The organism is Streptomyces sp. NPDC001530, from assembly GCF_042894545.1.
Taxonomy (GTDB): domain Bacteria; phylum Actinomycetota; class Actinomycetes; order Streptomycetales; family Streptomycetaceae; genus Streptomyces.
Genome location: NZ_JBIAVS010000002.1, coordinates 73,851 through 87,757 on the forward strand (window position 1 = coordinate 73,851; position 13,907 = coordinate 87,757).

At 68.4% G+C, this 13,907-nt stretch carries 9 protein-coding genes; 3 read left to right on the forward strand and 6 right to left on the reverse strand.

Annotated elements, in window-relative coordinates; genetic code table 11:
• The first annotated feature begins 895 nt into the window (after nucleotides 1-895).
• Complete coding sequence (locus tag ACFY0T_RS03275; RefSeq protein ID WP_388864291.1) at nucleotides 896-4,090, forward strand: helicase-related protein; 3,195 nt, start codon at nucleotides 896-898, stop codon at nucleotides 4,088-4,090.
• Between the two features lie 52 nt (nucleotides 4,091-4,142).
• Here the strand turns inward: ACFY0T_RS03275 and ACFY0T_RS03280 are convergent, their stop codons facing one another.
• The 5 genes from ACFY0T_RS03280 to ACFY0T_RS03300 all read right to left on the reverse strand — a co-directional run bounded on the left by ACFY0T_RS03280 (nucleotide 4,143) and on the right by ACFY0T_RS03300 (nucleotide 11,637).
• Complete coding sequence (locus ACFY0T_RS03280; protein WP_388864292.1) at nucleotides 4,143-5,813, reverse strand: Hsp70 family protein; 1,671 nt, start codon at nucleotides 5,811-5,813, stop codon at nucleotides 4,143-4,145.
• 64 nt (nucleotides 5,814-5,877) lie between these two features.
• A complete protein-coding gene (locus ACFY0T_RS03285) occupies nucleotides 5,878-7,440 on the reverse strand; it encodes a hypothetical protein (RefSeq protein WP_388864293.1) in 1,563 nt (520 codons plus the stop codon).
• Between the two features lie 657 nt (nucleotides 7,441-8,097).
• Entirely contained in the window at nucleotides 8,098-8,571 is a 474-nt protein-coding gene (locus ACFY0T_RS03290; protein ID WP_388864294.1) for a hypothetical protein, read from the reverse strand.
• Nucleotides 8,571-11,000: an AAA family ATPase gene (locus ACFY0T_RS03295; protein WP_388864295.1), complete on the reverse strand. Its 2,430-nt coding sequence runs from the start codon at nucleotides 10,998-11,000 to the stop codon at nucleotides 8,571-8,573. The genes ACFY0T_RS03290 and ACFY0T_RS03295 overlap by 1 nt, the downstream gene beginning before the upstream one ends.
• 91 nt (nucleotides 11,001-11,091) lie before the next feature.
• Nucleotides 11,092-11,637 (reverse strand): ATP-binding protein, encoded by a 546-nt coding sequence (locus ACFY0T_RS03300; protein ID WP_388864720.1) that lies wholly within the window; start codon nucleotides 11,635-11,637, stop codon nucleotides 11,092-11,094.
• A 148-nt stretch (nucleotides 11,638-11,785) separates the two neighbouring features.
• Here ACFY0T_RS03300 and ACFY0T_RS03305 point away from each other — a divergent pair, with 148 nt between their 5' ends.
• Both ACFY0T_RS03305 and ACFY0T_RS03310 read left to right on the forward strand, forming a co-directional pair.
• Nucleotides 11,786-12,721 carry a helix-turn-helix domain-containing protein gene (locus ACFY0T_RS03305; protein ID WP_388864722.1) on the forward strand — a complete coding sequence of 312 codons (936 nt, stop codon included), beginning with the start codon at nucleotides 11,786-11,788 and terminating at the stop codon, nucleotides 12,719-12,721.
• A complete protein-coding gene (locus ACFY0T_RS03310) occupies nucleotides 12,718-12,930 on the forward strand; it encodes a DUF397 domain-containing protein (RefSeq protein ID WP_388864296.1) in 213 nt (70 codons plus the stop codon). The genes ACFY0T_RS03305 and ACFY0T_RS03310 overlap by 4 nt, the downstream gene beginning before the upstream one ends.
• An 87-nt stretch (nucleotides 12,931-13,017) precedes the next feature.
• Here the strand turns inward: ACFY0T_RS03310 and ACFY0T_RS03315 are convergent, their stop codons facing one another.
• The gene (locus tag ACFY0T_RS03315; RefSeq protein ID WP_388864297.1) at nucleotides 13,018-13,794 is read right to left on the reverse strand and encodes a hypothetical protein; all 777 of its coding nucleotides are present in this window, start codon (nucleotides 13,792-13,794) and stop codon (nucleotides 13,018-13,020) included.
• Nucleotides 13,795-13,907 lie beyond the last annotated feature (113 nt).

Genomic DNA, 13,907 nt, shown 5'->3' on the forward strand with positions numbered 1-13,907 from the left:
CGAGCGATCACCACATAGGACATCGTCTAAGTAAGACCCGCCGGTCCGCTCAGTCGGACGGCACCGACAGTATGTCCGGCGATAGGGCATCCGCGCGAACCGCGACCTGCTGTCGGCTTGCGGACATCGCGTCCACCCGTATCTCGGCCTGAGGCTTGAGCATTCGGCAGACCAGCACTCGCTCGTCGCCCGCGCATTCCACCCTGTTCCATCGACCCTCTATCGACCACGCTCGAAAGCCGTCCGTGACCAGGTCGAAGGATGTCGCGTCGCATGACTGCTCGGCAGGCCCGAGGCAGAGGACGACAAGTGCTGGCAGTTCTCGCAGAGGGGACGGGTAGCCACTGAGTGTTACCAAGTAGTCTTGCGCGGGCCAAAACGGCATTGTGATGAGGCTTTGACTCATGCATGAGCCCGGCAGCAAGGGGATAGCGATCCCTCTGTTGGCCAGCTCGACAGTCTGGACCACTCCGGCCTCCCCCAGGCGGCGGGAGCTGATCCGCTTGAGGGCCCGGGCAGGGTGTCCAACAGCCAGGGGGGCGGGATGAGGGAGACATCAGCAACGGCGGCAGGGGCGCCGCTCGATGACGACCGGCTCCGACTGCAGTACATCCCCTGGGGGGACCCATCCGGAGCAACGGCGTTGGAAGCGCTCAGCGAAGCGCAGCATTTCTTCTACGACAGCCCGGAGTACTCCGAACGGATCCCGGTACCCGCGGCACGACAGCATCCCGTGCCGCAAGCACTTGGCGGCGACACCCGGAGCAGGCTGCCCCGCGGCATCTACCTCTTTGAGTCGCGAGCCGGCCGGGTTCTCGTCGGATTCGCATTGGGCAACGGCGGAGATGCCGTTGCTCCCCAGCGGAAGCGTCTCCGTGACATAGACGACGGTCATATGCTTCACCGGGCCCTTCTCCAGTACCGGGAATGGTGCGCCGCTGTCCCCGACGAGGTCACACCCGCTTTCGCCCGCGGCGACCTCGTCCGTCTGGCGGGGAGGCGAGAGACCTTCACCGTGCTCAAGGCGACGCCGACGCGGGACGGAAGCGTCCAGTACAGGTTGCAGGACGCGACCGGCGGTCGCCGTATGGCGTTCGAGGAGGATCTCGAGGCGCTTCCGCCCAGCGCTGATGAGCCCGAGGACTGGATTTTCCGTCCGCCCGCTCCCGCTGACCGGACCGCGCTGGCTCTCACTCTCGCCAAATTGAGCACGCCGCTCACGGATGTCGTGTATTCGTACCAGTCGAGCCGCACGGTGTTCCGGCCCTATCAGTTCCGGCCCGTGCTCAAGCTGATGAGTTCGGACCGCCAGCGTTTGCTGATCGCGGACGAAGTCGGTCTCGGCAAGACGATCGAAGCGGGCTTGATCTGGAACGAATTGGAGCAGCGTACCCACCTGCGGCGGACCTCGGGACGACGTGGTGGCACGCACTTCCGAGGGCTCGTCGTGTGTCCCGCCGCACTCGTCACCAAGTGGCAGAACGAGATGCGCGACCGCTTCGACCGACACCTGCGTGTCCTCGACAAGGAGGGCATGACGGAGTTGGTGGAGCTGTTCCGCAGCGGGGACACCAGTGAGCCGTTCGCCGGAGTGGTGTCCCTGGAACGGCTCCGGCGGGCCGGGCAACTCGATGAGCTCGCCGACCTCCAGCCCAGGTTCGACCTCGTGATCGTGGACGAGGCTCACTACTTGCGCAACGCGAGCAGCCGGAGCCACGCCGCGGCAGCCCTGCTCGCCGACTGGGCGGATGCCCTGATCTTCCTCTCCGCCACTCCGCTCAACCTCGGCAACCAGGACCTCTACAACCTCGTTCACCTTCTCGACGAGGCGTCCTTCCCGGATCCCAAGGTCTTCGAGAACCAGCTCGAGCCGAACCGCCACCTGAACGCGGTCGCCATCGGTCTCGCCAAGGGCGACGCGGACGCCCCCGACGGCGCTCGGGCCCTGCACTCCCGGCTCATGCGGGTCCAGACCTCCGCGTACGGCAGGATCACCGCTCGACGACCGGAGTTCCGGCGTCTCCAGGAGCTCTTGAGCACCGGCGAGCCGCTGTCTCCCCACCAACGCGCCGAGGCACGGCGGTGCATCGCTGAACTCAACGCCCTCGCGGGTGTTGTCAACCGTACGCGCAAGGCCGACACACCCGACCGCAAGGCCCTGCGCGAGGCCGAGGACGTCGCCGTCACCTGGACCTCGCAGGAGCGCGCCTTCTACGACGCCCTGCACAGATGGTGCCTGGAGCGCGCCGCCCGCAGCGGCACGGCCGCCGGCTTCGCCGCGCAGATGTGGCTGCGGCAGGCGGCCAGCTGCATCCCGGCCATGCAACAGCGACTGAGGGAGCGTTTCTCACCCCGGCCAGCCGAAGAAGAGGCCGTCGAGGAACTCCTCTACGAGTCGGGGGTCGTCGACGACGCCGAGGACGCCTCGAACGACAACGCCAGGAAATCGGCCGCCTCCCCCGAGAAGCTCGCCCGTGAACTTGCGGAGCAGGCCGACGATCTCTCGGCGCTGCGCTCCCTGCTGCGGGAGCTCCCCGTGGACACCAAGTTCGAGCGGTTCGCGGAGATGCTACGGAGCACCCGCGCCAAGGGCATGCGGCAGGCGATGGTCTTCTCCTTCTTCACCCGCACCCTGGAGTACCTGGAGGAGAGGCTGACTCCTGAGTTCAAGGTGCGGGTGATGCACGGGAAGACCCCGCCGGTCGAGCGGGAACGCATCATGAAGGACTTCCGTGCCGGCGCGTTCGATCTGCTTTTGGTGAGCGAGGTGGGCAGCGAGGGCCTGGACTTCGAGTTCTGTAACGTCCTGGTCAACTACGACCTACCCTGGAACCCCATGCGGGTCGAACAGCGCATCGGACGCCTCGACCGGTTCGGCCAGCAGTACGAGAAGATCTTCATCTTCAACATGCAGGTCCCCGGCACCATCGAGACCGACATCTTCCAGCGCCTCTACATGCGCATCGGGGTCTTCCAGGACTCCATCGGGGAACTCGAACCGATCCTGCGCGGGCGCCTCAAGGAGTTGCACCGCATCGTCCTGGACCCTCAACTCACGCCGGAGCAGCGGCGCCGCCAGGTCGACCGGATCGCGGTCGCGCGGGTGGACCGGGAGAAGGACCTGGAGACCCTGAACGACGCGCAGGCACTTCTCACGGGACTGGACGGCCTGCTCATCGAGGGCTTCGACGAGACCAGCCCGGGCAGGGGGCGCTACCTGGGGCCCAAGGAGATCCGCGGACTCGTCGAGTGCTTCCTCACGGACAGCGGGTACGGCCTCCTGCGTGAAGTCCCTCACGAGGACGACCTGGTAGACATCACCGGCAGCAGCGACCTGCTCAAGGCGATGTACGAGGCGATGGACGCGGGCGCCTTCCCCCACCCCCGCGGCGATCTGCTGGCCAGGCTCAAGAGCGGCTCACCGATGCGCGCCTGCTTCACCGCGAGCGCCTCGTCGGCGGGCGGGGTTCCGTTGCTCAGCGTCCGCCATCCGCTGGTGCGCACGGCCCAGTGGTGGTACGACCAACGCCCCGAGCTGCTCCTGCGCTACGGACGGGTACGGCTGCCGGGCCTGCCGCCCGGCTCCCGCTATCTGGTGGAGGTCCGGCTGGCGCGTACGGACGGCACACGTTCGCGCCGCGAATTGTGGACCACCGCGGTCGACATCCGGACGATGCAAGAGGTACCCGAGGTCGGCACCGCGCTGCTGACCTCTCTCGCCCGCGGTGAACTCACCCACGCCGACGAGCCGCTGCCCGCGGGTATCGACGAGTTGCTCGCCGACACTCTGGCAGAAGTACAGTCCCTCGCGGCCGTGCAGGAGCGCACGACCAAGCGGCTCTACGAGGCCGAGAACACGCGGCTCGCCGAAGGTCGGCGCGCGACGGTGCGGGACACCTTCCACGTGAAGATCGCGCGGGCCCGTCGTCTCGCCCACGAGGTGGACCACCCCTCGATCCGCCGCCTCCACGAGAGCCGGGTGACTCACCTGGAGACCCGACGGGACGCCCTCCTGGCACAGATGGAGCGGGACGCCCGCTTCAGCCTGTCCACCGAGACGGTCGCCCTCGTTCTGGTCGAAGGGGACTGACTGGACGCCGGCGGTGGCCAGGGGCACGCCCCGGGCCACCGCCGCGCGCGCCTCATTGCCACGGATGGGAATACAGGTCGGTGAAGGACGGCCGCTGGTGTTCCTGGACACCCCTTCTCACACGCGTCAGTCGGATGGCACCCTGCTCTCCCGCCCGGAGCACGGGCCACCTCTCCACCCTGAACGTCATGGGCCGGGCAGTGGAATCATGCACGATCATTTCGCCGTTGAGCCGCAGTGCGAGGGAGAACGCCGTCCTCGGGTGAAGTACGACGGGCAGATGTGGATGTGTGCTGCCCTCCACCGAGAAGTCCATCGGTTCCCCGTCCACCGCCATCGCCCGGATCCGGGCCTTGGTGACCCTTCGGACGTCCGGTGTCCCCCTCCAGTGATGGGCCAGCTCCTCGCGGCGCATCACCTGGTGCGGGGTGTAGAGGGGTTCGAAGGCGGGATAGAGCAGTTCGCTGCGTCGGCCTCCGTCGGAGTCGTCCCACTCCAGCACCAGGTCGAAGCCGGGCCGGGGGAGGTTGAGCCGGTGGTAGTTGTGCACCACCAGGCCGGTCACGACCGACTGCTCCGGTGATTCCAGCGCTCTGTCGAACTCCACCTCGGCATGGGGGAACTTCTCCTCGAAGGCCTGACGCACCAGAGGCACCTGGGACATGCCTCCGGCGAGCAGCACGTGCTGCACGTCGGTCGCCAGTTCCGACAGCGGCATACGGGCCAGACGCGCGATGTCGGGCGTCGTGCGCCTGCGCAGCCGCGCCTCGCACAGGGCGGCCCTGACGTGTTCCAGGGCTTCCTCCATCTGGGGCCGGAAGGTCTCCTCCAGCCGTTGGCGCGTGTAGGTGAGCAGCGGCAGGTTGGCGTATCCGCCGCCGACCGGAACCGCCTGTTCGTCGTACCGCGTGTCGGACAGCAGCACCTTGAGCCGTCGGGCAGCCGCCACGACCAGCGCCCTGAGAGTGGAGGGATCAGACATCCGCTCCACCGATATGCCCATGGCCTCCAGGTCCTGTTCCAGATCCCGGGCGATCCGGAGGTCCAGCGCGTCACCGGCCCTGGCCACACCGCGTGCCGAGAGCACGGTGAGCTCGGGGGCGCTGTCCTGGAGTGATTCGGTGACCTCCACCACGGCGATGTCGAGGGTGCCCCCGCCGAAGTCGAAAACCAGCGTGGTTCCGTCGGGACGGTCCTCGCCGAGTTCCCAGTAGAGCCCCTCCGACCAGGCGAGTCCGGCAGCCACGGGCTCGTCGACGATGTCCCCGACAGCCACCGGAATGCCCGCGGCCCTGGCCAGAGTGGCGAGCCGCCTGCGCTGCGGTCCGTCCCAGATGGCTGGGCAGGCAAGGCGGAAGTGGGCGTCCTCCGTGTCCGCTCCGGCGGCCCTGGCGCGCAGCAGCACATGCTCCAGCAGTTGCTTGATCAGGGTGTCCGCCGGCTGGCGGACCGTGCCGCCCCTCTCTTGGCCAGGCAGCGCATCGGGCGTCAGGCCGAGGGTGATGCACTGCTTCACCGACCGCAGCGCCGAGGCGCCGGCCGCCGCCTCGGCACCTTCGCCGAACAGGAGCTCACCGGAGGGGGAAACGGCGATCACGCTCGGCATCCAGGCCGTACCGTGACCGATCGGCACGTTCTCCGGTGCACCACCGGGGAGCCGCTGGCTCACCAGGGTGGTCGCGGTACCGAAGTCGATACCGATCAAGGGCTTGTCGTGCTGCACCGATGTCCTCCATGGACCCTGGCTGCCGGGCTTCGGTCCCGGCAGCGGAAATCAACTGTCCTGCCTACTGCTCGGCCCTGCGGACGATCGCCTGTTCCAGCACGACAGGCCCGGGTTCACGAGGGCCCTGCCACACGAAGCCGGGCCGCTCCACCACCACCCGCGCCGCCGGTCCGCCCGGGGCCCGGTGAACCGCCGGGTCGTAATCCGTTTCTTCGCCGAGCACACCGATGTCCAACACTCCGGCTGCCGCCGCCCGCGCCAGGACTCTCCGGTAGAGAGCGTTCGCCGGCCCCTCCTCCTCACCCTCGTGCACCGCCTGGTCCGCGACTTCGGCGAGGACTGCGGCGAGCACGCGCAGCGTGTCGATCCTGGCCTGCCGCAACTGCGCCTGCGAAGCCCCGCGCGTGGTCTGCCGGGACTGCCGCAACTCGTCGTCCCGCCGCCGGAGCTGACGTGTCATTGCCTCAGCGCGCTGAGCCGCCTCTTCCAGGTCCCGCTGGGCCGATTCCCACTTGGCCTCGGTGGCGTGGGCACGCGCCTCGGCCTCGGCACGGTGCTTCTCCTCGTCCTCGACGCGGAGCCGCAACCGGTTCGCCGCTGCTTCCGCCTCGGCCAGCGCGGCCGACGCGGCCCGGCGCTCCCGCTCGTGCTCGGCCCGAGCCGCATCGGTGTCGCTCCGTTCCTCCTCCAGCAGGCGGGTCAGGGCCGCGATCTCAGCCTGCGGGTCCCGCTCGGGATCCTGCGCCGCTTCCGGTGTCTCGTCTGAGACGTCCTGCGTCACGTCCTGGAGAGGACCGCCGACCTCGGTCGCGGCGTCCGAAGGTGCGACGGTGTCGGCTTCTTCGCCTACCTCGACGTCGTCATCGCCTGCCTCTTCGAAGCCCGTGGACCCGACCTCCCCCGCGAGCACCGTGGGCGGCTCGGGTGCGGTCCCGGCATCCCGGCCTTCCTTAATCCTCTCGCCGTCACCCGTGCTGTCCGCCTCGCCCGCATCGGCGGCTTCGGCTGCCGCGGCGGCCTGGGCGGTTCTGGCTGCTTCTCGAAGTTCGGCGGGAATGGCCGGATGCTCGGCCACGTGCTGGGCCCATTCCCGCACGAGTCCGTTCGGCTGCTCCCAGGTCCGGGGATCCGCCAGCAACGCGTAGGCCCGGAAGGCCATTTCCTCGGCGAAGTCTCGCGACGGGGCGGCATCATCCTTGGCCTGCTTGGCCAAAGTCCTCCTCAACAGTGCCTTGGCCCTGACCAAGAAGGGGGCCAGCCAAGCCTTCTGATTTGGTGCATCCTCCGACTCGGTGCCTGTGGACAGCACTTGTTCGATGCAGTCCATGACGGCACGCAAGCCGTTCCGCGCGTGCTCGCCACTCATCAGGCTGACTGTCTTGTCCGCCGCGGGACTCGGAACGGGCATCGCAACCAAGGGAACGAGCAACGACAGGAGATCGAGGGACGGCGGGATCTCCGCTGCCTTCCTCGCGGCCCAGCTGGGTTCGGTACCGGGGAACGTGATCCGGCCCCTCTCACGCGACACATCGCCGATGTGCGCGACGGCGACCAGACGCACGCCTTCGGGCACGCGCTCGGGATGAGGGTCCGCCCACTGCTGCGGCCACTCGGCCACGGGCACGTCGAGGGCATGCGCCGCCAGCCGTTCGTACGGCGACAGCTCATGCAGTCCGGCGGACACTACGTCGGACAGTGACTGACGGGTTGTCTCCCGCATCCTGCGCGACTTGTCCGCCAACTCCCGAAGCGCCTCGGACGCCGACAGCTCGCGAAGGGGCCTGCCAGGATTGCCCCCGTCCCCGCCCCACCGCAGTCCCTTCCTCGCGTCCTGTCGGATATGAGGGCGGGCTACGAGCGACTGACGCAGGTCGCTCCACTTGTCGGCGAACCTCTGCGTGTTGATCCCCAGGCCCTCGACCTGTTTCCGGAGTGCCGTGATGGTGGTCCGCTCCCCCGTTTCACGGACCAGTTCCGCCAGCACCTTCACAGGGTCGCTCTCGAACTCACCCTGGAGGGCGGTGAGATTGGTGGCGGCCTTGTATCGGATCGTTCCCGGCACGAGAGCCCTCACCGACTCCGGTACGGGCACGGGCAAATGCTCGCTCTCACCCCCCTCCCACTCGACGACGACTTCCGTCTCGTCCAGCGCACGAACGGTACCTACACGACGTACGGCACTGCCGTCACATTGCTCAACCAAAGATCCGATTTCCACAGCGCGAAACCCTATCGGCCGTCTCCGCAGTTCCGGCGGGCCAAAGCCCGTTACTGCCGGTCCTTACGTGTGCTCACCGTCGTAAGCCGCCGTCGTCACCTCAGGCTGCGGACGCTGCGTGCCCGTCTGCTGAGGGAAGTTCAGATCCGCCCCCGGCACGGCGAGCTCCGTGACGAGCGTCTCGACGGCCGTCTGCCAGGCGCGTACCTGGGCGTGGCTCGGTCCGATCTCGTCGTGGTGGTACTTGCAGCCCGTACTGAGCCCGCTCCACAGGGCGTTGACGCGTCGCGCCAGGTCGGGGCTGGCGTAGTGGCGCAGGCAGAGCAGTTTCGCCCGCATGGTGACCTGGCGGAGACCGGCTTCCTCGGCGGTGAGGACCACGTCGACGGCCGCTTCCAGGGCGATCCGCAGGGCGAAGGCGGCGCCGCGGTCACGGCCCGCCGGGGTCAGCGGGCCGCCCAGGCTCGCGGTGAGGAGGCTGTCGGCGGTCGCGAGGAGTCCGGCGACGGTGCCGGCGCTCGTGCGGGTGGCGGGCATCAGGCGTTCACCTCCGGCTTGCGGATCCGGTTGGCGAGGGCCTCTACCTTCCTGACGAAGGCGACCGGGTCGGGCGGGAGGAATCCGTCGGGGTGGGCGCCGCGCTGGCACTGGCTGATCAGGGTCGTGCTCTCGGGCCCGTACAGGGCGCGCAGACGGCTCCTGACGTCGTCGTCGAGGTGGACGAGACCGTCGTCGAAGAGGGCGAAGGACGCGAGCGGGATGAGTCGTTCGGTCTCGTCGATGGCGGCCTGCAGACGGTCGGCGGGCTGCCCGGTGCGGCTCCGGCGGATCCAGGCCGCTTCGACGATCGCCTTCGTCAAGGCCTCGCGGCACAGGGACGGCAGGACGTTGCGCAGTGCCGTGTCGGGGCAGCCGACGGTCTTGGCGAGGGCCATGGCGTCGTCGATGGCCTCCTTGACCGGGTCGGTCTCGGAGGTGACGTTCACCTTGGACTTCTCGCCGCGCTCCACCTTCAGCACGGTCACGGGCAGGCCCTGGCTGCGGAAGGCGTGCGGGAGCCGGGTGTCGTGGGTGAAGACGACGACCTGCCGGTCGCGGCCGAGTTCGTGGAGCACCTGGGCCAGGCCGTCGACCTTCGCCGGGTCCATGGACTGCACAGGGTCGTCGATGACGACGAAGCCGAAGGGGCTGTCGGCCGTGGCGGCGCGAGGCAGGAACAGGGAGAGGGCGAGCGAGTGCAGTTCGCCCTGGCTCATGACGCTCAGGGCCGGGGCCTCGGTGTCGTCGACGGTGACGTCCATGATCAGCTTGCGCACGTTGGCCCGCTCGCTGCCGTGCAGGCTGACGTTCTTCAGGTCGACGCTGCTCTGGCGGCGGAGCTTCTCCCAGATCCGCTGCGTGTGGTCGGCGAAGGCGTCGACACGGAGGTCGCGGATCTCAGTCGTCACCTTCTTGATCCAGGTGAGGGCGGCGCCGACCTCCGTTCTGCGCGGCTTTTCGGCGTCGACCTGCCGGGAGAGCTTCGTCCACTCGGTCAGCAGGTCGACGACCGCACGCCAGCGTTCGTCCATGGCCGCCAGTTCCTCACGGGCCTTCCTCGCCACGACCTCGCACGCGTCCGCCAGGGTCACCGCGGCCTTGAACGCGCGCTCGGCGAGTTCGGCAGGGTCGGTGATCCGCCGGCAGTCGCTCCAGGTCTGCCACGGCTCGCTGAGCACGGACGGGACCTCCCGCGGCAGAAGGATCAGGTCGTGCAGGGTCCGCATCGCGGTCCGCAGGCCGGCCTCGGCCTCGCGCACCGCTTCGGCCTCGCGCAGAAGCGCGGCAATCTGCGCCTCGGCACGCGAGGCCCACTCCCGGTCCAGGACCTGTTCCGTGCCGCAGACCGGGCAGGCCGTGTCGTCGGCGTGGAGCTCGCTGTGCTTCAAGGCCGCCTGGAGCAGCTGGGCCCTGCTGTGGGCGTCGGCGGCCGCGGTCCCCTTCAGGTCGTCGACGTCGGCGAGGGCGTGCCGCAGTGCGTCGACGGCGGCGCCGACCCGGTCGAGGTCGGGGCCCTCCGCGGCGGCCTCCAGCCGTGCCTCCCGCAGCCGGCCCTCGTCGGCTGTGGGCACACCGGCGATCAGGGCGTCAAGCGCGGCGTGGTCGGGACCGCCCTTCTCCTCCATCGCCAGGAGGGCCTTGAGCGCCCGGTCGTCGTGCCCCACGTTCTCCAGGGCCGCGTGGAGCAGCGGCTTCTTCTCCTTCTCGGCGTTCACGACGGCGTCGAGTTCCTTCTTCGCGGCCGTCAGCCGTCGCGCAGCGGCATTGAGGTGGTCGAGTCCGAGGATCGCGGCGATGTTGTCGTACATCTCGGACGGCTTGCCGTTGATCAGGTTGCCGAGGTCGACGTACGACAGGAACGGCCGGTAGGCCCGCGTCGCCTGCTCCCAGCCGACCTGCTCCAGCGGGACGGTGCCGTGTCCCGGCCGTCTGAGCAGGGCGTGGGAGTCGGTGAAGGCGTCGCCGGTCCAGGTGCGGGTGAGGGTGCTCGGCGACGGGTCGCCCTCGACGGTCAGCTTGGCCTCGACGACGGTCTGTTCGCCCCGGTGCAGGTTGCGCCAGCGGACGGCGCGGTTCGGGTGCTGCCCGGCGCAGTGGGCGTTGGTGCCGGTGAACAGGGTCTCGACGGCCTCGGCGATGCTCGACTTGCCGGAGCCGTTGCGCCCGACGACGAGGGTGACTCCCGGCTTCGGCCGCAGATTCAGCCGCGCCTCCGAACCGACACCGCGGAAGCCGGTGACCGTGACCTTCCCCAGGTAGACGGGGCCGGCGAGGGTGTGGGACTCGCGTACGCCCTCGGAGTCACCGAGCGCCTCGCGGATGCGGCTCTTGACCCCGTCGGTGAGCTTCGGATCCCCGGCCAACCGCGCCTCGACGAGCTGGGGCAGCGGCAGCGTGCTGCTGTGGTGCGTGTGCTTCGCGTCCATGTGGTGTCTCCCGTGGTTCCAGCACTGATGTGTCGGAACCGTAGGAGTGAGGCGGTCAGTTGTGGCTGTGCTGACCCGATAACCCCAGTTATCAAGGCAGTTGAGGTGCTGATTTCACGTCTCTGACGGTGGCGTACTCGGCCCATACGGTCTTGCCCGGGCCGTCCGGGCGCGCGTGCCAGTCCCAGCGGGACGCGAAATGCGATACGAGGACCAGCCCGCGGCCGGCCTCCTCCTCACCGGCGGCATCTGCTGCCCGGACCGCCGGGCGGCGGGGGTGGCGTTCGGCGCGGGTGTCGGTGACCTCGACGCGCACGGTACGGCCGTCCGGTGCGGCGTGGAGGCGGAGGTGGAAGTCCCGGCCGGGGACGTGTCCGTGTTGTACGGCGTTCGCGGTGAGCTCCCCGAGGATCAATACGATCGCGTCGTGCGGATCGGTGCCGTACGGGATGCCCCACGCGTCCAGACGTACAGCTGCAAGGCGGCGGGCGAGACGGGCTCCGCGGGGTGTGGAGGTGAAGCGCATCTCGAAGGTGTGGTCCGGGGCGGTGCGGTCCGGAGCCGAGGCTGCCTTCAAGGGAGCGCAGGGGATGGTGGGTTGGGTGGTGCCGGTGGGGTTTGCGGGTTTGAAGGTCATGCCGACCACGGTGCCGCCGGTCGCGTAGCGTGACCAGCGGTGACGCAGCGACAGGGAGCGGCTGTACGCGAGGTGTACGCGCGCGTACGCGCTGCGCACCGTGACGGCGTCCCATGCGGGGCGTTGGGGCAAGGAGGCGGTGATGGACATGGCGGAGCGCAAGGGCGCGGCGGCGGGGGCCGAGGCGGTTCCCGGGGAGCGTGAACACGACGGCGTGGGCGCGGTCGTGAGTCTCGGGGACGGCTGGGACAACGACGACGGGGCAGGGCGGCGACCGGAGGACGAGGGTGGGCGGGGCGTGGTCGTCGCGTTCGGGCAGACCATGAAGACGCTGCGGTTACGGGAAGGGCTGGAGCGCGAGGAGTTCGGGAGGCGGATCGGGTATTCGGCGTCCACGGTCGCGTCGTTCGAGCAGGGGCGGAGGATTCCGTCGCCCCGGACGATCGAGCGGGCGGACGAGGCGCTGGGGGCGGGCGGGTTGCTGTGCCTGTGGAAGGAGCAGGTGGAGCGGGCGCAGTATCCGGTGTTCTTTCAGGGGATGGCCGCCTTGGAGAAAGAGTGCCTCGAGCTACTTATGTACGACACCCATGTCGTCAACGGGCTGCTCCAGACTGAGGAGTACATGAGGGCGTTGCTCGCGATGCGACGTCCGCCCCTGGACCCGGAAACGGTCGAGCAGCGGGTGACTGCTCGGCTGACTCGGCAGGACATCTTCGACCGGCGGTCCGCCCCACTGTTGAGCTTCGTGATGAATGAGGCGGTGCTGCGGCATCGATACGGCGGCAAGGACGTGCTGCGAGGACAGCTGGAGCTCATCCTCCTCGTCGGTCAGAAGCAGAACGTCGAGATCCAGGTCATGCCGACCGAGTGCGAGGAGAACGCAGGCGTGAACGGCCCGTTCACGGTGGTCACCCGGAAGGACGGCAAGAAGTTCGTCTACGCCGAGACGCACGCCACCAGTGCTCTGGAGACCGACCCGGAACAAGCAGCTCTCGCCGCCGCCCGCTATGGGATTATCCGATCACAGGCTCTCAGTCCGCGAGAGTCAATGAAGTTCATCGAAGGGTTGCTGGGAGCGCTATGAACAACGCTGAGTCCTCGACCGCCGCATCCGGCCTCGCCTGGTTCAAGAGCAGCTACAGCGGAACCGAGGGCGGTCAGTGTGTAGAGGTCGCAGCCGGTACGGCTGCTGTTCACGTCCGTGACTCAAAGGCCGTCGGTCCCATGCTCACGGTCTCGCGCGACGCGTGGGCGGGGTTCGTCGGGCTGGCCTCGTCGGAGCGGCGCGTGTGACGCTCGTACGGCCGTGAGAGCCCTGCCGACCTGGATCTCGGTCGGCAGGGCCCTCGTTGTAACTGTTGTGCTGATCCCAAGTGGGGCCTACTGGGTGCCGAGCCAGCTCTCAAACAACATGAGATGTTCACCCACGGCGCCCAGCGAGGAAGGACTGTTCTCGTACTGCTCCGAGAGCGCCACTTCATAGACCTTGTACGCCGGTTCCGCCTCCTTGCCGGCAGCGTCTACGGCCGCGAGCGTCTCGAGCGCTTCCTCAATATCCCCGTTCTCGGCGCTGGTCACGAGCCTAGGACAGAGTTCCTCGGTGATGTACTCGCACAGCTCCATGAGATGCCGCCCTGCGCGGGTCGCCCGGTCTCGGATGGCCTCCGTTCGCGCTTCATGGAGGGCATCCTCAAGGTCGGCCTCGTCACCTTCGTCGCACCAGATTTGCCGTGCAGACGCCTCTCGTTCCTCGAGTTCCCTCTGAGAGTCACGCAGCAGTTCTTCCAGGGTGAGGGTAGGGTGCGCTACCTCTTCGGCGGGCAACTCCGGCAACGACTCAATCGCTGCCGGATCCGGGAGCGTTGCGCCGTCTCGGAGCGCTTGGAGCAAGAGAACCTGGCGAAGTATGGGTAGCAGACTGTCGCCGTCAGTGGCTCCGCGAATCTCGTACGTTGAGCGCTGCACAGCTGAGTAGTCGCAGTCCGCGATGTACCCGTCCAGCTCGAACCTGAGCTCAGAGACGGAGGAAGAAATTCGCCGGATCTCGTCGAGCAGTTCCTCGCAGACATCCGAGAGGCGGTCGGCGATCTGGTGCGCCTCCTCCGCCTCACCCACTTGCCGCTCCAGCTTGGCAACAAGGTCGGTGAGCTCACTCACAGTATCCCCCTAGGATCAAGCGGTCCGTTGGACCACTCCGGTTGTGCAAAACGATGACCATCGATCACACGGGCTCACTTGGCCGGACTCGTCGGGCTGGCCTCCCCAAAGCA

Excerpts from the sequence above, each read along its gene's own strand:
- ACFY0T_RS03305 (WP_388864722.1), top strand. The coding sequence starts at position 11,786 with ATGGCGGAGCGCAAGGGCGCGGCGGCGGGGGCCGAGGCGGTTCCCGGG.
- ACFY0T_RS03300 (WP_388864720.1), bottom strand. The coding sequence starts at position 11,637 with ATGACCTTCAAACCCGCAAACCCCACCGGCACCACCCAACCCACCATC.
- ACFY0T_RS03310 (WP_388864296.1), top strand. The coding sequence starts at position 12,718 with ATGAACAACGCTGAGTCCTCGACCGCCGCATCCGGCCTCGCCTGGTTC.
- ACFY0T_RS03295 (WP_388864295.1), bottom strand. The coding sequence starts at position 11,000 with ATGGACGCGAAGCACACGCACCACAGCAGCACGCTGCCGCTGCCCCAG.
- ACFY0T_RS03290 (WP_388864294.1), bottom strand. The coding sequence starts at position 8,571 with ATGCCCGCCACCCGCACGAGCGCCGGCACCGTCGCCGGACTCCTCGCG.
- ACFY0T_RS03275 (WP_388864291.1), top strand. The coding sequence starts at position 896 with ATGCTTCACCGGGCCCTTCTCCAGTACCGGGAATGGTGCGCCGCTGTC.